The 20,750-nt window shown below is 65.8% G+C and carries 23 protein-coding genes; 14 read left to right on the plus strand and 9 right to left on the minus strand.

The window, feature by feature from the left end:
• Positions 1-87 precede the first annotated feature (87 nt).
• A complete protein-coding gene (locus NP3_RS11685; RefSeq protein ID WP_063040557.1) occupies positions 88-723 on the plus strand; it encodes a TetR/AcrR family transcriptional regulator in 636 nt (211 codons plus the stop codon).
• On the opposite strand, the gene NP3_RS11690 is transcribed toward NP3_RS11685, so the two are convergent.
• The 7 genes from NP3_RS11690 to NP3_RS11720 are packed head-to-tail and all read right to left on the minus strand — an operon-like array spanning position 724 to position 8,337.
• Positions 724-1,866: an amidohydrolase family protein gene (locus NP3_RS11690; protein ID WP_245720901.1), complete on the minus strand. Its 1,143-nt coding sequence runs from the start codon at positions 1,864-1,866 to the stop codon at positions 724-726.
• A 38-nt stretch (positions 1,867-1,904) separates the two neighbouring features.
• The gene (gene dmpG, locus NP3_RS11695) at positions 1,905-2,915 is read right to left on the minus strand and encodes a 4-hydroxy-2-oxovalerate aldolase (protein WP_063040560.1); all 1,011 of its coding nucleotides are present in this window, start codon (positions 2,913-2,915) and stop codon (positions 1,905-1,907) included.
• The gene (locus tag NP3_RS11700) at positions 2,915-3,862 is read right to left on the minus strand and encodes an acetaldehyde dehydrogenase (acetylating) (RefSeq protein WP_063040562.1); all 948 of its coding nucleotides are present in this window, start codon (positions 3,860-3,862) and stop codon (positions 2,915-2,917) included. Before NP3_RS11700 ends, dmpG begins: the two co-directional genes overlap by 1 nt.
• Entirely contained in the window at positions 3,859-4,695 is an 837-nt protein-coding gene (locus tag NP3_RS11705; protein ID WP_063040720.1) for a 2-keto-4-pentenoate hydratase, read from the minus strand. Before NP3_RS11705 ends, NP3_RS11700 begins: the two co-directional genes overlap by 4 nt.
• A gap of 26 nt (positions 4,696-4,721) precedes the next feature.
• Positions 4,722-6,455 carry a bifunctional 3-(3-hydroxy-phenyl)propionate/3-hydroxycinnamic acid hydroxylase MhpA gene (gene mhpA / locus NP3_RS11710; protein ID WP_063824744.1) on the minus strand — a complete coding sequence of 578 codons (1,734 nt, stop codon included), beginning with the start codon at positions 6,453-6,455 and terminating at the stop codon, positions 4,722-4,724.
• Positions 6,452-7,480, minus strand: coding sequence for a VOC family protein (locus NP3_RS11715; RefSeq protein WP_063040564.1), 1,029 nt, complete (start codon positions 7,478-7,480; stop codon positions 6,452-6,454). Before NP3_RS11715 ends, mhpA begins: the two co-directional genes overlap by 4 nt.
• Before the next feature lie 2 nt (positions 7,481-7,482).
• Entirely contained in the window at positions 7,483-8,337 is an 855-nt protein-coding gene (locus tag NP3_RS11720) for an alpha/beta fold hydrolase (RefSeq protein ID WP_063040722.1), read from the minus strand.
• A 253-nt stretch (positions 8,338-8,590) separates the two neighbouring features.
• Here NP3_RS11720 and NP3_RS11725 point away from each other — a divergent pair, with 253 nt between their 5' ends.
• The 3 genes from NP3_RS11725 (at position 8,591) to NP3_RS11735 (ending at position 11,269) form a co-directional block, all read left to right on the plus strand.
• Positions 8,591-9,988 carry a wax ester/triacylglycerol synthase family O-acyltransferase gene (locus tag NP3_RS11725; protein ID WP_063040566.1) on the plus strand — a complete coding sequence of 466 codons (1,398 nt, stop codon included), beginning with the start codon at positions 8,591-8,593 and terminating at the stop codon, positions 9,986-9,988.
• An 84-nt stretch (positions 9,989-10,072) separates the two neighbouring features.
• Positions 10,073-10,651, plus strand: a complete 579-nt coding sequence (locus NP3_RS11730) for a DUF2267 domain-containing protein (protein WP_063040568.1) — start codon at positions 10,073-10,075, stop codon at positions 10,649-10,651.
• A gap of 123 nt (positions 10,652-10,774) precedes the next feature.
• Positions 10,775-11,269: a YbhB/YbcL family Raf kinase inhibitor-like protein gene (locus NP3_RS11735; RefSeq protein ID WP_063040569.1), complete on the plus strand. Its 495-nt coding sequence runs from the start codon at positions 10,775-10,777 to the stop codon at positions 11,267-11,269.
• 92 nt (positions 11,270-11,361) lie between these two features.
• Here the strand turns inward: NP3_RS11735 and NP3_RS11740 are convergent, their stop codons facing one another.
• The gene (locus NP3_RS11740) at positions 11,362-11,619 is read right to left on the minus strand and encodes a hypothetical protein (RefSeq protein WP_063040571.1); all 258 of its coding nucleotides are present in this window, start codon (positions 11,617-11,619) and stop codon (positions 11,362-11,364) included.
• A 167-nt stretch (positions 11,620-11,786) separates the two neighbouring features.
• On the opposite strand from NP3_RS11740, the gene NP3_RS11745 reads away from it, so the two are divergent.
• The 10 genes from NP3_RS11745 to NP3_RS11790 all read left to right on the plus strand — a co-directional run bounded on the left by NP3_RS11745 (position 11,787) and on the right by NP3_RS11790 (position 19,825).
• Positions 11,787-12,089, plus strand: coding sequence for a hypothetical protein (locus NP3_RS11745; RefSeq protein WP_063040574.1), 303 nt, complete (start codon positions 11,787-11,789; stop codon positions 12,087-12,089).
• Between the two features lie 19 nt (positions 12,090-12,108).
• Entirely contained in the window at positions 12,109-12,912 is an 804-nt protein-coding gene (locus NP3_RS11750) for a CoA transferase subunit A (RefSeq protein ID WP_245720902.1), read from the plus strand.
• Entirely contained in the window at positions 12,909-13,691 is a 783-nt protein-coding gene (locus NP3_RS11755) for a CoA-transferase subunit beta (RefSeq protein WP_063040578.1), read from the plus strand. The genes NP3_RS11750 and NP3_RS11755 overlap by 4 nt, the downstream gene beginning before the upstream one ends.
• Complete coding sequence (locus NP3_RS11760) at positions 13,688-14,869, plus strand: thiolase family protein (protein ID WP_063040580.1); 1,182 nt, start codon at positions 13,688-13,690, stop codon at positions 14,867-14,869. The genes NP3_RS11755 and NP3_RS11760 overlap by 4 nt, the downstream gene beginning before the upstream one ends.
• Complete coding sequence (gene pcaH / locus NP3_RS11765; protein ID WP_063040582.1) at positions 14,866-15,588, plus strand: protocatechuate 3,4-dioxygenase subunit beta; 723 nt, start codon at positions 14,866-14,868, stop codon at positions 15,586-15,588. The genes NP3_RS11760 and pcaH overlap by 4 nt, the downstream gene beginning before the upstream one ends.
• Positions 15,581-16,123 carry a protocatechuate 3,4-dioxygenase subunit alpha gene (gene pcaG, locus NP3_RS11770; RefSeq protein WP_063040584.1) on the plus strand — a complete coding sequence of 181 codons (543 nt, stop codon included), beginning with the start codon at positions 15,581-15,583 and terminating at the stop codon, positions 16,121-16,123. The genes pcaH and pcaG overlap by 8 nt, the downstream gene beginning before the upstream one ends.
• Positions 16,116-17,468 carry a 3-carboxy-cis,cis-muconate cycloisomerase gene (gene pcaB, locus NP3_RS11775; protein WP_063040586.1) on the plus strand — a complete coding sequence of 451 codons (1,353 nt, stop codon included), beginning with the start codon at positions 16,116-16,118 and terminating at the stop codon, positions 17,466-17,468. The genes pcaG and pcaB overlap by 8 nt, the downstream gene beginning before the upstream one ends.
• Positions 17,469-17,833: 365 nt before the next feature.
• Positions 17,834-18,610, plus strand: coding sequence for a 3-oxoadipate enol-lactonase (gene pcaD / locus NP3_RS11780; RefSeq protein WP_063040587.1), 777 nt, complete (start codon positions 17,834-17,836; stop codon positions 18,608-18,610).
• Positions 18,607-18,993, plus strand: a complete 387-nt coding sequence (pcaC, locus tag NP3_RS11785) for a 4-carboxymuconolactone decarboxylase (protein WP_062992341.1) — start codon at positions 18,607-18,609, stop codon at positions 18,991-18,993. The genes pcaD and pcaC overlap by 4 nt, the downstream gene beginning before the upstream one ends.
• 22 nt (positions 18,994-19,015) lie before the next feature.
• Positions 19,016-19,825 carry an IclR family transcriptional regulator domain-containing protein gene (locus tag NP3_RS11790; protein ID WP_063040589.1) on the plus strand — a complete coding sequence of 270 codons (810 nt, stop codon included), beginning with the start codon at positions 19,016-19,018 and terminating at the stop codon, positions 19,823-19,825.
• Here NP3_RS11790 and NP3_RS11795 read toward each other — a convergent pair.
• Positions 19,809-20,726: a LysR family transcriptional regulator gene (locus NP3_RS11795; protein ID WP_063040592.1), complete on the minus strand. Its 918-nt coding sequence runs from the start codon at positions 20,724-20,726 to the stop codon at positions 19,809-19,811. The genes NP3_RS11790 and NP3_RS11795 overlap by 17 nt on opposite strands.
• Between the last annotated feature and the right edge of the window lie 24 nt (positions 20,727-20,750).

Here is a 20,750-nt window from a genome sequence, read left to right on the forward strand (position 1 = left end):
GGGTCAGCGCCCGAAACCATAGTCGCGATCGACTCTGATTCTTTTATCAGATACGATTCTGATAACGGAATCAATAGGAAAGAGGACATGGTGACAGGTGTGGTGGGCAACCGCATCGACAGGCGGCGCGAGCGGACGCGCAACGCCCTGATCGGGGCGGCGCGGAAGTTCCTGTCGGAGGGGCGATCCGCGGTCAGCATCCAGGAGATCACCGATGCCGCCGATGTCGGATTCGGCTCGTTCTACAACCACTTCCAGTCCAAGGAGCAGTTGTTCGACGAGGCCGTGCGGTCGGTACTGCAGATCTACAGCGAGATGCGCGACGAGATCGTCGCCATGTACGACGATCCCGCCGAGGTATTCGCGGTGAGCTTCCGGATGACCGGGCGGCTGCAGCGCCAGATCCCGGAGGGCGTGCGGGTGATCCTGAATTCCGGCACGTCGGTGCTGCTGCGCGACGAGGGCCTGGGCCCGCGGGCCCGCCGCGACATCATGGCCGCCCAGGACGCGGGCCGGTTCGATCCGATGGACCCGGATATGGCGCTGATGGCCGCGGGCGGGGCGCTGCTTGGACTACTGCAACTGTTGGACGCCCGGCCCGAGGCCGACGCCGACGCCCTCACCGACGAGATGACCCTGCATGTGCTGCGGATGTTCGGTATGAACAAGCGCTCGGCACAGAAGCTGGTATCCAGCGAATTGCCGCCGCAGCCCCAGCTGTGATCAGCCGTTGACCGCTGCGGCCAGTCGCGGCAGTTGCCGCAGTGGATTGTGGTGTTCGACCTCCATGCGCTGGTCGGCATCGAAGATATCGCTGAGGCCGGGGGCTGGATCGTGGGAGCCACTCTGCGGCAATGTGAGTGCGCTGAAGGGCCAATCGGAGCCGAAGACGATGTGGTCGCGGCTCGTCACGGCGGTCGTGCTGCACATCGCGGCCGCCGAACCGCTGAGCGCGGTGTCGTAGTAGAAGCGCGAAATCTGGTTCTTTATGTCGAGCACCGACGGTTTCGGCAGATCCTTCGGCCACAGCTGCTCGAGCACGGTTTGCGAGGCCACGCTGATCCGGTGGGACAGGAACGGCAGCGTGCCACCCGCGTGCGCGAGTTGGAAACGAATGTTCGGGTAGCGCTGTGTCATTCCGGTCATCATCATCATGGTGGCCGCGCGGGTGGTGTCGAAGGTGAACGCCTCCAAGAAGTCCGGCAGCGGCAGCTTCGGTTTCGCATCGTCGGGAATGGAGCCCGGATGCACGAAGACATAGGCGTTGCGCTGGTTCAGCGCGATCATCAGCGGTTCGAAGCGCGGGTCACCGAGATAGACGCCGTTGTAGGCCGTCAGCAGGATCACACCGTCGAGATGCAACTCGTCCAGCGCGTAGATCGCCTCGGTGATCGAGGCGGGGATGTCGGGCATCGGCAGTACGGCGAAGGCACCGAACCGCGTGGGATTCGATCGGAACAGCCCGGCGGCATAGGTATTGCAGTAACGGGCCATATCGTTGGCCTCTTTACCGGCGAGGAACGAAACACCCGGATCCGATACCGACAATGCCTGCGCCTGGATGCCGTAGTAGTCCATGAATGCCATCGCCGCCTCCGGCGACCACTCCGGCGTCGGGTAGCCGCCGATGGTCAAGTGGCCGTGCTGCAGCAGTGCGGCACGGTAATCCGGCGGCAGGAAGTGCGCGTGCAGATCGATCCGGTAGGTGCCCGAAGGCGCGGCCTGCTGGGTGCGGACCGGAGCCGGAGCCGCCTTGGCATTCGGTAACGACGTCATCGTAGCCGCACCGAAGGTGCCAGCGACAACGCTACCGAGTGCGCGCCGACGATTGACCGCCAGCGGGGCCCCGGGCCGAGGACTGTTCACAGAGCTTCACCTTTCCAATTCAGGACAGCAGTCCCTCGTCATCCCGCCACAGCGGTCAGATCGAGTGCGATATCGACGATCATGTCTTCCTGCCCGCCGACCAGACCCCGGCGTCCGGCCTCGGTCAACAGCGTCCGCACATCGATTCCGTATGTGGCGGAAGCCTTTTCGGCGTGGCGTAGGAAGCTCGAATAGACCCCGGCATAGCCGAGGGTCAACGTCTCCCGGTCCACCTGCACCGGCCGCTCCATCAGCGGTCGGATCAGATCGTCGGCGGCATCGGTGAGCCGGTTCAGCTCCGCACCGTGCTTCCAGCCTTGCAGGTCGGCGACCGCGACGAATGCCTCGAGCGGTGTATTGCCCGCCCCCGCGCCGAGCCCGGCCAGCGAGGCGTCGACGCGGGTCACGCCCTCCTCGACGGCGACGACACTATTGGCGACCGACAGCGACAGATTCTGATGGGCGTGGATACCGATCTCGGTGTCCTCGTCGAGCACGGCACGGTAGGCGCGGACCCGTTTGCGGACCCCGTCCATGGTGAGCCGCCCGCCCGAGTCGGTGACGTAAACGCAGTGTGCGCCATAGGCTTCCATGAGCTTGGCCTGTGCGGCGAGCCCGGCGGGGGTGTTCATATGGCTCATCATCAGGAAGCCGGAGACGTCCATGCCGATTTCGCGGGCGAAGGCGATGTGCTGGGCGGAGATATCGGCCTCGGTGCAGTGCGTGGCCACCCGCACCGAGCGCACGCCGAGGTCGTAGGCGCGGCGCAGATCGTCGATGGTGCCGATGCCGGGCAGCAGCAGTGTGGTCAGCCGGGCGTGGCGCAATGCGCCCGCCGCGGCCTCGAGCCACTCCCAATCGGTGTGACTGCCCGGTCCGTAGGTGAGGCTGCTTCCGTGCAGACCGTCACCGTGCGCGACCTCCACCGCGTCGACGCCCGCGGCATCGAGCGCGGCGGCAACGGCGGCAACGTTTTTCGGGGTGATGCGGTGGCGCAGCGCGTGCATACCGTCGCGCAGAGTCACATCTTGCAAAAATACTTCGGGCATTACACACTCTCCCGGATCGGCACCGAAACGGGTGCTGCGGCAAGGCGTTCGGCCACGCGCAACGCGGCCGAGGTCATGATGTCGAGATTTCCGGCGTAGGACGGCAGATAGTGCGCCGCGCCTTCGACTTCGAGGAATACCGAGACCTGATGGGTGACAACGTTATCGCCGACGAGAGTTTCCGACTGCGTGGCGGGAGTGATCTGAATGTCCTGCTTGAGCCGGTAACCGGGCACATAGGCGGCGACCTCGGCGATCATCGACTCGATCGATTCCCGCACGGCCGCATGGGTTTCCGGATTCGGATCGCCGATCAGCGCCAGTACGGTGTCGCGCATGATCAGCGGCGGTTCGGCCGGATTGAGGATGATGATCGCCCGGCCGCGGGTAGCGCCGCCGACCGCTTCGATCGCCTGCGCGGTCGTCTCGGTGAATTCGTCGATATTGGCGCGGGTGCCGGGTCCAGCGGATTTGGATGCGATCGAGGCGACGATCTCGGCGTAGGGCACATCGGTGACCCGGGAGATCGCCGCGACAATCGGGATGGTGGCTTGGCCACCGCAGGTCACCATGTTCACGTTGGAGGCGTCGAGGTGCTGGTCCAGGTTGACCGCGGGCACGACGAACGGGCCGATCGCGGCCGGAGTCAGATCGATCAGGCGTTTCCCGTGCGGCGCCAGCGCGGCCGCATTGGCACGGTGCGCTCCGGCGGAGGTGGCGTCGAAAACGATATCGATCTCGTCGAAATGCGGCATGGCGATCAGTCCGTCGACACCGCTCGCGGTCGTCGGTACGCCGAGTCGGTCGGCACGGGCCAGCCCGTCGGAGTCCGGATCGATGCCGACCATGGCGGCCACCTCCAGGGTTTCCGACAGCCGTAGCACCTTGAACATCAGGTCGGTGCCGATATTGCCCGAGCCGATGACGGCGACTTTGGTGCGGCTCATATTTCCTCCAGCGTGAAGTCGACGGCACCGAGTGCTTGTGTGCCACTGAATAATTCGGACCGAACCCGGGCGCCGGGCCGCAATGGGGCCATCGGTCCGAGCGCACCGGACAGCACGATCTCACCGGCGCGCAGCGGATCGCCGAAGTCGCGGGCGGTGCGGGCCAGCCAGGCCAGCGCGTTGAGCGGATCGCCGAGGCAGGCCGAACCCGTTCCGGTGGAGACGATTTCGCCGTCGATCGCCATATTCATCGCGATCTCGCGCGGTTCGAACTCGTCCAGTGACAGCCGCTCGGCGCCGAGGACGAACCAGCCACTCGACGCGTTGTCGGCGACGGTGTCGGCGAAACTGATATCCCAGTCGGCGATGCGGCTGTCGACGATCTCCAAGGCGGCGACCGCGTGGTCCACCGCACCGCGGACGCTGATCGCATCCAACTGCTCGATATCAAGGTCGGCACCCAGCACGAAGGCGAGTTCGGCCTCGATCTTCGGCTGCATTAGCGACGGCCGTTGCGCCGCAGGGGTTTCGGTGACGTTCATATCGCCGAAAAGCACGCCGAAGTCGGGCTGATTCACCCCGAGCTGCTGTTGGACCGCCGGTGAGGTGAGTCCGATCTTGCGTCCGACGAGCCGGGCACCGGCGGCCAGGCGGTGCTGGACACCGATGCGCTGCACCGCATATGCCAGTTCGACGTCATCGGGTCCGATGAGGTCGCGAACGGGCGCGATCGGCGCTCCGGTCGTCGTGGCAATGGAAAGTCGTTCGGCCGCGGCACGCACCGCCGCGGAGTCGGTCACCAGCCCGCCCGTGACCCGGCCACCACCGCTCATCGAATCGTCACGCGATGCTGTCGTGTTCATCGAGCCTCCTCGAAATGGCGGTGCTGGACCGAATCGGATTGCGGCTGAACCGGAATCGGCCCGGCAACCCGTCGAAAGAGTTCGGCGATCAGGGACCCACCGCGCCCGGCAGCGGCGGTGCCGAAGACGAACTTGTCCGGCCGCAGCAGCACCACGCCGCCGGTCCCGACGCTTGCCTTGGCGAACCAGCGGGTCAAAGTGCCGGTGTGGTCTTCGATATCGGCATAGTCGTCGCCGGTGGCGCGGCCGTCACCCGGTTCACCCTGCGGGCGCCCGCCGAGCGGATACACGGTGACGAAACGAGCGCCCCAGTCGTGCAACCTCGCCAAATCGTCCGCACCCAGCGCAGCCCGCGGATCAACACCGTTGCCGACGACAGCGAATCCGAGGCCGAGCACATCGTCGAAACGCCGATGCCGTCCGTCGTAGGTCCGTACGTCCGGTTGCGGAGCGATCGTTCCTTCCACACCGCGCAGCCCGCGCCGGGGTAGGCCGAGGTACGCACCGCGACGGAAGCGTGGTGCCGGTTTCATCTTCGCGGCGCGAATCCAGCCGCCCAACCCGGGAACTCGTAGCGCGGTGGTGAGTCCGATATCCCGGGCCGCCGCGACCAGCTTGTTGTCGAAGGAGACGATGTTCTTGTTCAGGACCGAGAAATCGATCATCGCCTTGGCGTGCGGCCGCCGCTCGGACTCGTAGCTGTCCAGAATCCTCAGGTCCGCACCCTGTTCGAGGATGGCGGTGAGCTTCCACGACAGGTTGTCCGCATCGCGCACACCGGAGTTCATGCCCTGTCCGACGAACTGCGGTGTCATATGCGCGGCGTCACCGGCGATGAGGATCCGTCCGTCCCGCCACCGGTCGGCGACCACGGCATTGAAGGTGTAGACCAGCTTGCGCAGCACTTCGACCTCGTCCGGATCGACATAACGCGCGATGTGGCGACGGACGTTGTCCGGATCCTCCATCTCCTCTTTGGTCTGCGATTCGTTCAGCATGAACTCGAAGCGATGATGCCCGTTCGGCTGTGGGCAGGACACGATCGGCATTGCCGGATCGCAGACGAAGTTGAAATACGGCAGATGCCGGAATGCGTCGATGCCGTCCCTGGCCTTCAGGTCCACCACGAGCCAACGCTCGGGAAAGCTGGTCCCACTCATATCGATACCAAGTTTCGTGCGCACCACACTGCGCCCGCCGTCACAGCCGACCAGGAATTTCGCGCGCACCCGCTCCGCGGTCCGCGGGTCGGTATCCGGTGCGCGGTTGCCGTATCCGGTGCCCCGGCACTCGGCATGTTCGACGTTCACGCCGGATTCGTCCTGGTCGAAATCGACGACCTCACGTCCGCGACAGACAGTTACATGCGGATAGCTGCCGAGGGCACTTTCAAGAGTGTTCTCCAGGTATGGCTGGTAGAGGAAATTGACCACCGGCCACCCCAGCGGACGGTCGGTCTGATGGAACTGCACCAGCACCCGGCCATCAGCGCGCACCCACTGCACGGTGGAGTCGATATTCATATCGGCCGCGAGTTCGTCTGCCGCACCGGCGGTTTGGAAGATGCGCATACCTTCGTCGTCGGTGTAGACCGCGCGTGCGAGTCCGTAGTACTCCGGTTCCCGCTCCAGGACGAGCACGCGCGCGCCGCGCCGCCCCAGTAGGTTGGCCAGTGTGAGGCCGGTCGGGCCGAGGCCGACGACCACCACGTCGTAGTCGGTCGTACTCATCGTGAAAGTCCTCCTGCGAGTTGCGCAACGGTGATCTCCGGTGTGGTCGAGGTCCGCAGCGCCTGGCGGAATTGGGCGAATTTGTCCAGCACCGTTTCCCCGACCGTGGTGTGGCCCCAGATGCTGATGCCCTGGTAAGTCGTCGGTTCCCAGGTGGATTCGAGTTCGGGACCGATCACAACCGGGTTCCAGCCGACCTCGAGTTCGAAGCCGGACGGGCTCACGCAGTAGAAGGACAGTTCGCGGTCGTTGGTGTGCTGCCCGACCGACCACTGCATACGAAAGCCGAGATCGGTGACGCGCTGAAAGGCCGCCAGCATGTCGTCCAAGCTCGCGGACTGAATATTGATGTGCTGCACCCGGGTTCGCAGCGGGTCGATCTTGACGCCGCGAATATTGGCTATGGCGATCGAATGGTGGCGCTCGTTGACCCGCATGAATCGGATCTTCATCTTCAACCCGGAGATGTTCTCATCGATGTAATCGGTCAGTCGCGAGTCGAAAACCGTGTGGTAGTAACCACGCATCGCTTCCGGTTCGCGCGAAACGATCGCGACATGGCCCATACCGGCCTCCCCCGTCACCCATCCGGAGCTGAGCATCCGCAGTGGTTCGGGTGTTGATATCGGAGCCGTGAAAATTTCCTGCGCAATGCCTTTCGGGCCAGGAAAGCGCCATAGACGCTCCACGCCACGCAGCGCGGTCTCCTCCGGGGTGCCCTCGACGACCGGGACACCGCGATCTGTCACCCGGGCGATAATGCGGTCGAAGGTGTCGTGGTCGTCGATGTGCCAGCCCAGTGCGGTGACATCTTCGGCGGGACCACGCTGGATGAGGAACCGGCAGGCGCGCTCGTCCAGACGCAGGCGTAGTGCATTGCGGTCGACCTCGTCCACGTGCATGCCGATTGCCTCGGCACCGAAGCGACGCCAGTCCGGCAGCCGATTAGATTGCACCGCAACATATCCCAGGTGCACCGAGCCGAACACCGAGGCATCGGTATTGGGGCGCAGAAAATCGTTCATCGTCAGGCCTCTAGGAATGCGGCGGCCAGTGCGTTGAACAGCTCCGCGCGTTCCCACTGCACCCAGTGCCCGGTGTTGGCCGCCAGGTACAGATCGCAGTTGGGCATCGCATCGGCCAGCATCCGGCCGCCTGCGGGACGGTTGACCTTGTCATCGGCGCCCCAGATAACCAGGGTCGGATGAGCCACCTCGCTCAGCCGGGAGTCCCGGGTGAAATCCATCCGCCACAACGTCCGCAGGGCCAGGGGTCCGGAGGGACGGCGCAGCGGTGGATTCGCGATCACCTCGGGATCGATGCTGGCCTGGAATCGCAGTTCGATGAGCTCGTCGGGCACCGCGGCGCCGTCGAAGACCAGGTATTCGCGGATGAACCGGGTGATCTTCTCCCGGCTCGGTCCGTCACCCGGATAATAGGCGAGCAACTCCTGCAGCCCCTTGGTCGGCAGCCCGCGCGTGGAACCGACACCGCCGGGGCCCATCAGGATCATTCGGCCCACCTTTTCCGGCCGATCCATCGCCAACCGCAGCGCGGCGGCACCGCCGTAAGAGTTGCCGACCAGGTGCGCCGAGTCCACGCCGAGTTCGTCCAACAGACCTCCGACCGCCCGCGCGAGATCGCCGAACGGGTCGGACTGATCGACATGCTTCGAGGAGCGCCCGTAGCCCGGCATATCCGGCACGATGACGCGAAACCGCTGTGCCAGCGCCTCGATATTGCGCGAATAGTTGGACAGCCCGGTCGCACCTGGTCCGCCGCCGTGCAACAGCACCACCGCGGGACCGGATCCGACCTCGCTGAAGAAGACCTCACGCTGGCCGACCCGGACCGTCCGTCCGGCGCCGACCCCCTTGTCGATGCTTGTCACAGCTACCTCCACGACGTTGTTGATGAAATCATCAGTCACGATCACCATCTCTGTCAAGAGGAAATGATGAAAGCATCAGAATGACGCGCATCCAGATTTGACGAGTTTTCTCAGTAATGATGAAATTATCACCAGATTGAGCAGCCTCGATCTGGATCGCGAGGGTCTACGACCTCGATCATGCGCCGTCGAAGTCGCGCCGAAATTCTTTACCGAGCGCGTTGGCGCACGAAGGGGGAATACCGTGAGTCGTCCGAAACGACGCAAGCACCTCACCGTCGACGATTCGTTCTGGATGTGGCTCGAATCGCCCGAAACTCCCATGCAGGTCGCGGCCCTGGCGATCTTCGCGGCGCAGGACGAACCGGCCACCGCGGTCGTCGAACGAATCGTGACCGCATTCCGGTGTCACCGCGATGTCGATCCGCGATTCCGGTCGTTGCTCGGCTATCGCCGCTTCCCGCGGCGCACCCGACTCGAAGCAGCCGAACACATCGACACAGACCGCCACCTGCACCACCACGCTCTATCCGGACCTGGTGGCGAACACAAACTGGCACAACTGATTTCACGCCTACACTCGGATCGGCTCGACCCTCGACGACCGATGTGGGAAGTACACGTCATCGATGGACTCGATGACAATCGGTTCGCCATCTACCTGAAGGCACATCACGCGTTGATCAACGGTGTCGACGCGGTACGCCTGTTCGGCCGGTCCCTCGCCACCGACGCCGACGCCCCGATCACCGCCCCGGTGTGGGCGACCGTTCGCAGATCACCGACGAAAGCCACCGCAGGCCGACGTCGACCGAGTCGAGTCGATATTCTGACCGCCATTGCGCGTGCCACCAAAACCCTGTGGCGTGCCGGATACACGGACTCGCCGCTGGTCGGACCGTTCGCGGCACCGCGATCGCCGCTCAACGTCGACGAGATCGGACCGAATCGCCAGATCGCTACGGCCGCAATCGAATTAGGCCGCATCAAGCGACTGGCGAAGCGCAGCGATACCACCGTCAACGACATCGTGCTGACCGCCTGCGCCACGGCGCTGCGCCGGTACATGATCGAGATCGCCGACCTACCCGATAGGCCGTTGGTGCTCGGCTGCCCGGTCTCCATCGCACCCGAGGGATCCGCGACCGCCAGCTCGATCGGCATCATGTTCGTCGACTCGGCCACGGACGAACCGGATGCCGGGGTTCGGCTGTCGCGGATCTCCGCCTCGACGCGGGCGGCGAAGCAACATCAGTCGGCCTTGCCGCACGCGGCCCTGGTCGGCTACGCGATTGTCGCCATGGCGCCGCACACACTGCGCCAACTCGTGCCCGGCGCCGTCGCCCACGTGCCGCCGACGTTCAACCTGATCGTGTCGAACGTACCGGGTCCCGACCGACCGCTCTATCTCGCCGGAGCGCGGATGGTCGAGATGTATCCCCTTTCGCTGCTGTTCAAGGGAGAAGTACTCAATATCACCGCGGTGTCCTACGACGGTCGGCTGCACTTCGGCTTCATCGCATCCCGCACCGCCCTCCCAGATGTCGCCCGCCTCACCCGTTACCTCGGTGACGCCTTCGACGAACTCGAAGACCGCTACGCCACGGTGCTGCCCGATCTGGCGCGCAGGCCAGCCGGATAGGCGTGAGCTGCGGTTATGGCATATACAACGGGTTCGATCGGCCTACCCTGGGAAGTGGATTCACGAGACCGAAGGGAAGGCGAAATGAACCGCGGAGGTGACCCATTCGCCCACACCGAACAGACAGCGCGAATCTGGCTCGACACCGTTATGGAGTGCCTGGGGACCAGTGATCGCCGTTACGCGTACCGCGCGCTCCGCGCGTGGTTGCATACGGTGCGTGATCGTCTGACGGTGGATGCGGCAGCGCATCTCGGCGCGCAGCTCCCGGAGCTGTTGCGCGGCATTTACTACGAGGGCTGGCGTCCGAGCGACGTTCCGAAACGCTACGACCAATCCGAATTCGTCCAGCTCTTCGCCGCGGAGGCCACGATCTCCGACGGCGATGTGCCGTTTACGGTGACCTGTTTGAGCGCGGCACTGCGGGACCGGTTCTCTCCGGGCACGCTGGAGCACGCCCTCGAACAACTGCCACCCACACTGCGCGAGCTCCTGTTGTCCCCCGAAACGGCCCCACCCAAGACGGCCAGGCACGGTACGGCCGATCGGTTGGATCGACTGGAACGGTCGGTCGAGTCACTCTCGGATACGCTCGCGCGCATCGATCAGCGGCTGGCCGGTATGTCATCGGATCAGGCCGGTAAGTACGAGGCCGTCTATTAGCCACGGTTTAACAGATAGTCCAGCGGTAACCCGCACATTGACGCTGCTCGGCGAGTACGAGATCAGCGCGAACCTCTCCGATTCCGACGCAGCTTTCGAACCATCGATCGACCGGAGGAAACTATGGCGAATCCCACCAGCCAGCGATCCGACGTGCAACGGACGCCGGCCCGCGCGGACCTGCACAGTGCCGCGTTCACCGACCACGCGACGATTCCGGACCGCTACTCCTACGACGGCGGAAACGTTGTCCCGCCGCTCGAGTGGAGTGGCATCCCCGACGACGCCGAAGAGCTCGTCCTGTTGTGTGAGGACGAGGACGCACCGGGCGGCCCGTTCACCCACTGGCTGATGACCGGCATCGCGCCGAATGCGACCAGTGTCCGGGCGGACGCGCCGCCGCCCATGGCCGTCGTAGGTCCCAATGACTTCGGCGAAATAGGCTGGAGCGGTCCGCGACCGCCGGTCGGCGACCAGCCGCACCGGTACTTCTTCCGCCTCTACGCCCTGGACCAAAAGCCCGGATTCACCAAGGAAACCACGGCCGACGTGGTCCGCTCCGCCATCACGGACCACGTCATCGCGAGTGGCACCCTGGTCGGCCTCTTCGCCGCCTGACCCACCCGCACCGCACATCTTTACGCCGCGATCGCCTCGGCGCGAGTAATCCTCGCGTGACAGCGGGTCGAGGCGACCTCCTGCTGCGCCGATCAGATAACGGGCGAACGGCACAACGACGCTGAGCAGGAACGGAATTCGCCAACCCCACGTTTGGAACGCGTCATCGGGCAATAGCGCCGACGTCGGCAAAAACGCTGCGGCAGCGAGGATTCGACCGGCCTGCACCCTTGCAGCGTCAAGGTGGCGAAGAAACGGGCGGCGGCCTGCGCGTAGTTGAAGAAGTCGTAGTACTCGAGCGCACCGCCGATCCAGCCGCTGGCGGCGGCCTTTCCCGGTGACTTGCGCACGTTTGGGCGATCAGATCGTTTCGAACAGTTCGATGTCGGCGGCAGCCGCGCAGAGTTTGTCCCCGACCATGCCGTCGATCGATATATGGGACTTGAGTCGCCATCGGATTCGGCATACGATGTTCGCATAACAACCAAATGTACGTATTGCGCACAAAGAGGGTGCTATGAAGGCGGCCGCCTTGGTTGCGTCGGAACGGAGCACGGTCGCGGAGTTGCCGGACCCGGTCTGCGGGCGGGGTGGTCCTTACCGGCAATTGCGGCTGATCGGCTCGCTCATCTACGACCACCCGAGCGATTTCGCCGACACCACGGCCCTGCTCGACTCCGGTGCGATCGCACCGAGCCGGGCGCTGCAGGCCGAATTCGCACTCGACGACGCCGATCGAGCCTTCGCCGCGGTGCGATCCACCCCGGGCAAGTGCTGGATTCGGCTCGGTCGCGTTTCCACGATTTCGAATAGGGAGTGATATGGCCAGGATTACCTCCTTGGCAGCTGCGGTCGGCGAACTCGTCCGCGACGGCGATACGGTCGCGCTGGAAGGGTTCACACATCTGATCCCGGTGGCCGCCGGGCAAGAGATCATCCGCCAGCGCAGGCGGGATCTGACGCTGGTGCGGATGACACCGGACATCGTCTACGACCAGCTGATCGGGGCCGGTTGCGCACGCAAGCTGATCTTTTCCTGGGGCGGCAATCCGGGCGTCGGCTCGCTGCACCGGTTCCGCGACGCTGTACAGCATGCCTGGCCCACGGCGTTGGATATCGAAGAGCACAGCCACGCCGGTATGGCGAATCGTTATGTCGCGGGGGCGTCCGGATTGCCTTTCGCTGTGCTGCGCGGATACGTCGGCACCGATCTGCCGACGGTCACCGACACCATCAAACCGATCACCTGCCCGTTCACCGGTGAGCAGCTGACCGCGGTTCCGGCGATCAATCCCGATGTCACGGTCATCCACGCCCAGCGCGCCGATCGGGCCGGAAATGTGCAGCTGTGGGGGCTGCTCGGGGTGCAGAAGGAGGCGGTGCTAGCCGCCCGCCGCAGCCTGGTCACGGTCGAGGAGATCGTCGACGAACTGACCCCGGTGCCCGGCGCGATCGTGCTGCCCGCATGGGCGGTGACCGCCGTCGCGCAGGCGCCCGGCGGCGCGCATCCGTCCTACGCGCAGGGCTATTCCGAACGCGACAACGCCTACTACGAGGCCTGGGACGCGATCGGCCGAGACCGTGACCAGTTCACCCGCTGGCTCGACGAAAACGTGTACACCGCCACCACGGAGACAGTATGACCATCGCCGAAACCCGCACCGCCACAATGGAAACGGAATACACCGCCGACGAGATGATGACGATCGCGGCTGCCAGGGCACTCGGTGCGGGCAAACGGTGCTTCGTCGGCATCGGGCTGCCGTCGACGGCCGCCAATCTCGCACGCAATACCCACGCGCCCGATCTGGTCCTCATCTACGAATCCGGAACATTGGGTTCGAAGCCGGATCGGCTGCCCGCTTCCATCGGTGACGGTGTGCTCGCCGAGACCGCCGACGCCGTGATCAGCGTGCCGGAGATTTTCAATTACTGGCTGCAGCCGGGTCGCATCGATATCGGGTTCCTCGGGGCCGCGCAGCTCGACAAGTACGGCAATATCAACACCACCGTCATCGGCGGCGACTACACCCATCCCGAGGTCCGCCTGCCAGGAGCCGGTGGCGCGCCCGAGATCGCCGCCTCCTGTGGCGAGGTGTTCGTCGTCGTGCGCCAGTCGCGCCGCTCCTTCGTCGACAAAGTCGACTTCATCACCTCTTTCGGGCACGGTCGCGGCGTCGGCGAGCGCGCGGAACTCGGCCTGCGCGGCGCGGGCCCGACCCTGGTGATCACCGACCTCGGGGTGATGCGGCCCGACGACACCGGCGAATTGATCCTCGTCGCGGTGCATCCGGGCGTGTCCGTCGAGCGGGTCCGCGATGCCACCGGCTGGCAGCTGCGGGTCGCGCCGGATCTCGAAATCGGCGAGCCGCCGACGGCCATGGAACTCACCACCCTGCGAGCACTGAAAGCCGCCTCATGACCAGCGCATTTCTCTACGACGGGCTGCGCACCCCGTTCGGCAGGTACGGCGGTGCGCTGAGCGGCATCCGGCCCGATGACCTCGCCGCTTCGGTGCTGCGGTCGCTCGCGGAGCGCAACGAGCTGGACCCCGCGACGGTGGACGAGGTCGTCTTCGGGGCGGCGAACCAGGCGGGCGAGGATAATCGCAATGTGGCACGCATGGCAGCGCTGCTGGCGGATTGGCCGACCTCGGTGCCCGGCACGACCGTGAACCGGCTGTGCGGGTCGAGTATGGACGCCGCGATGCAGGCCGCCCGGATGATCGAGACCGGCGATGCGGCAACGGTTGTCGTCGGCGGCGTCGAATCGATGAGCCGCGCGCCGATGGTTATGCCCAAGCCTGCCAAGGGATTTCCCGCTGGCAATGAAACACTGCACTCCACCACATTGGGCTGGCGGCTGGTGAATCCGGCAATGCCCGCCCAGTGGACGGTCTCCTTGGGTGAGAGCACCGAAATCCTCGCGGGCCGTTACGGAATCGAGCGTGCGGCGCAGGACGAATTCGCCGCGCGCAGCCATCAGCTCACCGCGAAGGCCTGGGACAGCGGCTTCTACGACGATCACGTCGTCGCCGTGCCCGGCACCGAACTGGCTCGCGACGAGTCGCTGCGGGCGGAAACGACCGTCGAGCGGTTGGCGGGCTTGAAACCGTCATTCCGGCCGAATGGCACCGTCACCGCCGGAAACGCCTCACCACTGAACGACGGCGCCTCCGCCCTGCTGCTCGGTGACGAAGCCCTGGCCGATCGGCTCGGCCGCGCCCCCTTGGCGCGGATCGCGGGACGCGGCGCGGCTGGCGTCGATCCGAATGTGTTCGGTATCGGTCCGGTCGAAGCGGCGCGCATCGCCCTGCGGCGTGCGGGAATCGGCTGGGGCGATCTCGGCGTGGTCGAATTGAACGAGGCCTTCGCCGCGCAATCGCTTGCCTGCCTGGCCGATTGGCCGGAGTTGGATCCCGGCGTCGTCAATGTCAACGGTGGTGCGATCGCGATCGGCCACCCGCTCGGGGCGTCGGGTGGACGCGTCATCAACCAACTCGCCCGCGAAATGCGGCGTAGCGGCAGCCGGTGGGGACTGGCCGCATTGTGTATCGGCGTCGGCCAGGGGCTGGCCGTTGTTCTGGAGGCGACATCATGAAAACCAGTGCGCTGCAAGGCTATAGAAAGGATCCGGCAGGCACCCACCCGCCGCTGGATTCCCCGGACTACAAGTCCACCGCCCTTCGGCATCCGAAAGAACCGCTGGTCCTGCTGCCGCAGCGGCTGACCGAACTCACCGCTGCGGTGCTCGGCGCGGACCGGCTCGCCGAGACCGACAACGACCTGACCGCGCAGCACCGCGCGGAACCGCTCGGGCAGCGCATCATCGTGCACGGCCGACTGCTCGACGGTGACGGCAAGCCGATCCCCAACTCGCTGATCGAGATCTGGCAGGCCAATGCCGGTGGCCGGTACCGCCACGACCGGGGCGCATGGGACTGTCCGCTCGATCCCAACTTCGACGGCGCCGGGCGCACGCTCACCGACGGCGCGGGCCGCTACGAGTTCACCACGATCAAGCCCGGCGCCTATCCGTGGCGCAACCACCACAATGCCTGGCGGCCCGCGCACATCCACTTCTCGCTGTTCGGGCGCGCCTTCACCCAGCGACTGGTCACCCAGATGTATTTTCCGGACGATCCGTTGTTCACCCAGGACCCCATCTTCAACTCGGTGCCCGAGGCCGCTCGCCCACTGCTGATCAGCCGCTTCGATCTCGACCGCAGCGAACCCGAGCGGGCGCTGGCGTTCGAGTTCGACATCGTATTGCGTGGCCGCGACGCCACGCCTTTCGAGGACGACGAGGACGATGACTGATCTGCCCACCACGCCTTCGCAAACCGTCGGCCCCTACCTGCACATCGGACTGACGTGGGACGACGGCCCGTACGCCGTACCGCTGGGCACACCCGAGGCCGTGTGGATTCGCGGCCGGGTGTTCGACGCCGTCGGCGAGCCGATCGATGACGCCATGGTCGAGATCTGGCAGGCCGACCCGGACGGGCATATCGCGCATCCCGACGACGGTCGCGGAGTCCGCGAATACTTCCGCGGATTCGCACGCAGCGACACCCGATCCGGCGAATTCGGTATCTACACCGTCGTTCCCGGCGCACTCGGTGACGGGCAGGCCCCGCATATCGATGTATCGGTGTTCGCCCGTGGTCTGCTGCATCGAGTGGTCACCCGCATCTATTTCCCCGAGCACGCCGATCAGCACGCGACCGATCCGGTGCTGGCCACGGTGCCGCCGGAGCGTCGTGGCACGTTGATCGCCGCCGACGGTCCCGATGGCTATGTTTTCGACGTGTACCTCCAAGGTGAGCGCGAGACGGTGTTCTTCGATGTCTGACAGGTTGTTCGACGCTGTGCTCGCGGCCGGTCCGGTCGCGGCGCGGGTCGGCGACCGGGCATGGGTGCAGGCCATGCTCGACTTCGAAGGCGCGCTGGCGGCCGCCTCGGCCGCGGCCGGGGTCGTTCCACCCGAGGCCGCTGCGGCAATCCAAAGCTGTTGCATCGCAGATGATTACGACATCGCTGAGCTCGGCGCGCAGGCGGTCCGCATCGGCAATCCGGCCGGGCCGCTGGTGCGTGCACTCACCGCACGCGTCGCGGGCGATGCGGCCGGATATGTGCACCTCGGCGCGACCAGCCAGGACGTGGGCGATACCGCCGCCATGCTGGTCACGCACCGGGCGCTGACGGTGCTCGATGACGACTTGCGCGCATGCGCGGCCCAGCTGGCGCATCTCGCCGGACTCCACGCCGATACCGTGCTGGCCGGGCGCAGCCTGCTCCAGCAGGGGCCGCCGGTCACCTTCGGCCTCACCGCGGCGGGCTGGCTCGGCGGTATCGCCGCGGCGCGGGACCGGCTCGACGACATCCGGCGCCACCGCTTGGCGGTGCAGTTCGGCGGGGCGGTCGGCACACTGGCTTCCTTGGGCGACAACGGGATTGCCGTCCTGAGCGGACTCGCGCGGCAGCTCGGATTGGCCGAACCGGCCCTGCCGTGGCATACCGAGCGCGGCCGCATCGCCGAGATCGCCGGAGCGCTCGGTCAGACCTGTGCGGCGGTGGCCAAGATCGCCCGCGATATCACCCTGCTGGCGCAGACCGAGGTCGCGGAAGTCCACGAGGAGGGCCCGGCGGGTACGGGCGGCTCCTCGACCATGCCGCACAAACGCAATCCGGTCGCCGCCGTGCTTGCCGCCGGATCTGCCGGGCAGGCACCGGGTTTGGTTGCCGCACTGCTCGGCGCGGCCGCTCACGAACATCAGCGCGCGGCAGGCTCGTGGCATGCGGAATGGCGACCGTATGTCGAATTGCTGCGGACCTCCGGTTCCGCAGTGCATTGGCTGCGCATCAGCCTGGAGCGACTTCGAGTCGATCCACAGCGCATGCGCGCCAACCTCGAACTCACCGGCGGCCTCGCACTCGCGGAAAACGTGGTGGCCGAGTTGGTTTCGACATCCAACGGGGAGGTCGGCAGGCATACCGCGGGCGATGCCGTCGCGCAGTGCTGCCAGGCCGCTCTCGCCGGTGCAGACCCACTCGCCGATCTGCTGGCCGCCGATCCGGTGGTCGGGAAGTATCTGGAACGCGAACAGATCGAAAGACTGCTCGATCCGGCGCGATACCTCGGATCGACACGCAAGTTCATCGAACGAGCACTCGACGACTGGCGGGACAGATCATGAGCGAACGATCATTCGTCGTCTGGGCCACCCGAAAGCCAAGCGCCAGCGAGGCGGAGTCATGAGCGAGGTAGAGATGCGCCGCATCCCGGACGGTCCCCACACGGAACCAATCACGCGCAGATCGCTGTGGCGGCTTACTGATTCGGCAGGCGCAGTCGTAGGTGCCGTCGAGGTGAACTGCCTCCAGAATGGTCCCGATGACTACGAACCGGTCGTGCTGACGCCCAGTGGCAGCCTGCGGATTCGGCAGGCGCGGTCATGAGCGCCGTCGAGATGAACTGCGCCGTGGATGATCCCGACGACCACGAACCCGTCCTACTGAGCGGATCACTCGATGACAGGAAACCGATTCGGCAGGCGCAGTCGTGAGCGCCGTTGAAGTGAACTGCGCCGTGGACGGTCCCGATGACGGCGAACCCGTCGTACTGAGCGGATCACTGGGCAGCGACCTGCGGATGTGGGATCCGCAGGTCAACGCGCTGACCGCCGCCGGATATCGGGTATTGCGCTACGACCACCGCGGACATGGTGCATCCCCGGTACCCCCTGACCCGTACACGCTGACGGACCTGGGCTCCGATGTGATCGGGTTGCTCGACCGATTCGGGGTCGGGCGAGCGCATTTCGTCGGACTCTCCCTCGGCGGCATGGTCGGCATGTGGCTCGGCGAGCACGTACCGGACCGGCTGCGCACGCTCACCCTGTGCTGCACTTCCGCCGAACTGGGCCCGCCCAGCGGCTGGGCCGAACGGGCGGCACTGGTCAGAGCCGAAGGAACACAGTCGATTTCACACGCAGTCGTTCAACGCTGGTTTACCCCGGAGTGGCGCGTGGACCATCCGGAGCGCACCCGTTATTTCGAGGAAATGGTCGCGGCCACCGACTCCGACGGCTACGCATCCTGTTGCGCGGCAATCGAAACGATGGATATCGCGGACCGGCTGTCATCGATCACCGCACCCACACTTGTGATCGCCGGTGCCCAGGATCCGGCCATTCCACCGGAGCACGGACAGCGCATCGCGCGCACGGTCCCGCACGCGCGCCTCGAAATCGTCGGCCCCGGTGCACATCTGGCCAGCGCCGAGGCATCGGAGGCGGTCAACGATCTGATTCTCGCTCACCTGAAGGAGGACTCGTGAACGAACGAGCCGACAGCGGCATGGCGGTCCGGCGTGAAGTGCTCGGCGACGATCACGTCGATCGCGCCGTCGCCAGGACCACCGAATTCACCAGACCGTTCCAGGAGTACATCACCGAGTCGGTCTGGGGCTCGATCTGGACCCGCGAGGGCCTGGACCGGCGCACTCGCAGCTGCGTTACCCTTGCGGTGCTCACCGCCCTCGGGCGGCACGAGGAGATCGCGATGCATGTCCGCGCCGCGATCACCAACGGTCTCACCGCCGCCGAGATCGCCGAAGTACTGCTGCACACCGGCGCCTACGCGGGCGTGCCCGCGGCCAATGCCGCCTTCGCGATCGGGCAGCAGGTGCTGGCCGAACTCGGGGACGATACCGCCCTGTAGCACCCTGTCGAGGAGGACGACGATGACGACCGGCGGTAGCGACGACGACGACCGGCGCGGCACCCACTATGTGCAGTCGCTCGAACGCGGCCTCGCGGTCATCAAGGCATTCGATGCCGAGAACCCGCAGCTGACGCTCTCCGATGTCGCGCGCCTGACCGGACTCACCCGCGCCGCCGCACGCCGGTTCCTGTTGACCCTCGCCGATCTCGGCTACGTCCGAACCGGCGGCAAACGCTTCTCGCTCACCGCGAAGGTGCTGGAACTGGGCTATTCGTACCTGTCCAGCATGAGCCTGTCCGAGGTGGCGCAGCCGCACCTCGAACAGCTCTGCGCCGACGTGCACGAATCCAGCTCGGTATCGGTGCTCGATGGTCCGGATGTGGTGTACGTCGCCCGGGTCGCCGCATCCCGGATCATGACCGTCAGCATCAATATCGGCACCCGTTTCCCCGCTTACGCCACCTCCATGGGCCATGTCCTGCTGGCCGGACTCCCGGCTGCCGAACTCGATGCCTATCTGGCGCGCACGCCACTGGCCCGGCTGACCGCCAATACCATCACCGATCAGGACGCCTTGCGCGCAGCCTTGGAAACGGTTCGCGCACAGGGCTTTTCCATCGTCGACCAGGAATTGGAGGAAGGTCTGCGCTCGGTCGCGGCCCCCATCCGCGATCGATCGGGCGTGATCGCCGCGATCAATATTTCGACGCACGCCTCCCGCCGCAGCATCGAATCCATTCGGGCCGAACTGATTCCGCGGCTGCAGACGGCCGCGCACCGAATCGAAGCGGATCTCACCGCCGCGAAACCGATTACGCGGCTGGGCTGACCGACGGCAGATTCTCCAGCGCCGCCCGAACCACCTCCAGAAACCAACCCTGGGCCGCCCTGCCAGGAGCGCGCCGGGTATAGGCCGCCACCTCCACCGGCTCGATGGGCCACGGAAGGGTGAATACACGCACGGGATGCGTGCGCGCCAAAGCGTGCGCCACCCGTTCGGGCACGATCGCGACCAGCTCACTGTCCTGCACCACATAGGGCAGGGTGGCGAATCGGGTGACGCGCACCGCGACGCGGTCTTCGAGATGGTGCTCGCGCAGCGCCTTGCGCGGACCGGGGTGGCCCGTCACGCCCTCGACGACGATATGCCGCTCACGATCCAGTTCGGCTTGGGTGGGCTCGTCACCGCGCAGCCGAGGGTGGCGCGCCGCGACCAGCCCGGCATAGCCCTCACTGAACAGCGGCGTCCGAGTCAGCCGAGGTGAATCCAGGATCGGACTGGCGACCATCGCGTCGACCTCGCCGCGGGCCAGCCGATCGGTCGCGGTATCGACATCGAACGCCTCGACCTGCAGGGTCACCTGTGGCGCCCGTACCGCGAGTTCCGCGAGCACCAGCGGCAGCACCGTCACCTCGCCGAGATCGGAGAGCCCGAGCGTAAACCGTGCCGGTCGATTCGGATCGAATTCGGTTGCGGCGCCGAGTGTTTCATCGACTCCCACGATAGCCGCGCGCAGCGGCGGATACAGCCGCTCGGCCTCCGCGCTCGGTACCAGTCCACCCGGGCCGCGCACGAACAGTTCGTCGCGCAGACGCCGCCGCAGCTTGCCGAGCCCGTAGCTGACCGTCGGCTGGGTGACCCCGAGCAGGTCCGCGGCGGCCGTGACACTCCTGGTCTCGTACAGCAGCACGAAGGTGCGCACCAGGTTCAGATCGAACTCGGCTGCCATAGATCTCCTCTATGTGGATCGAGA

This window comes from Nocardia pseudovaccinii NBRC 100343 (assembly GCF_001613225.1).
Lineage (GTDB): Bacteria > Actinomycetota > Actinomycetes > Mycobacteriales > Mycobacteriaceae > Nocardia > Nocardia pseudovaccinii.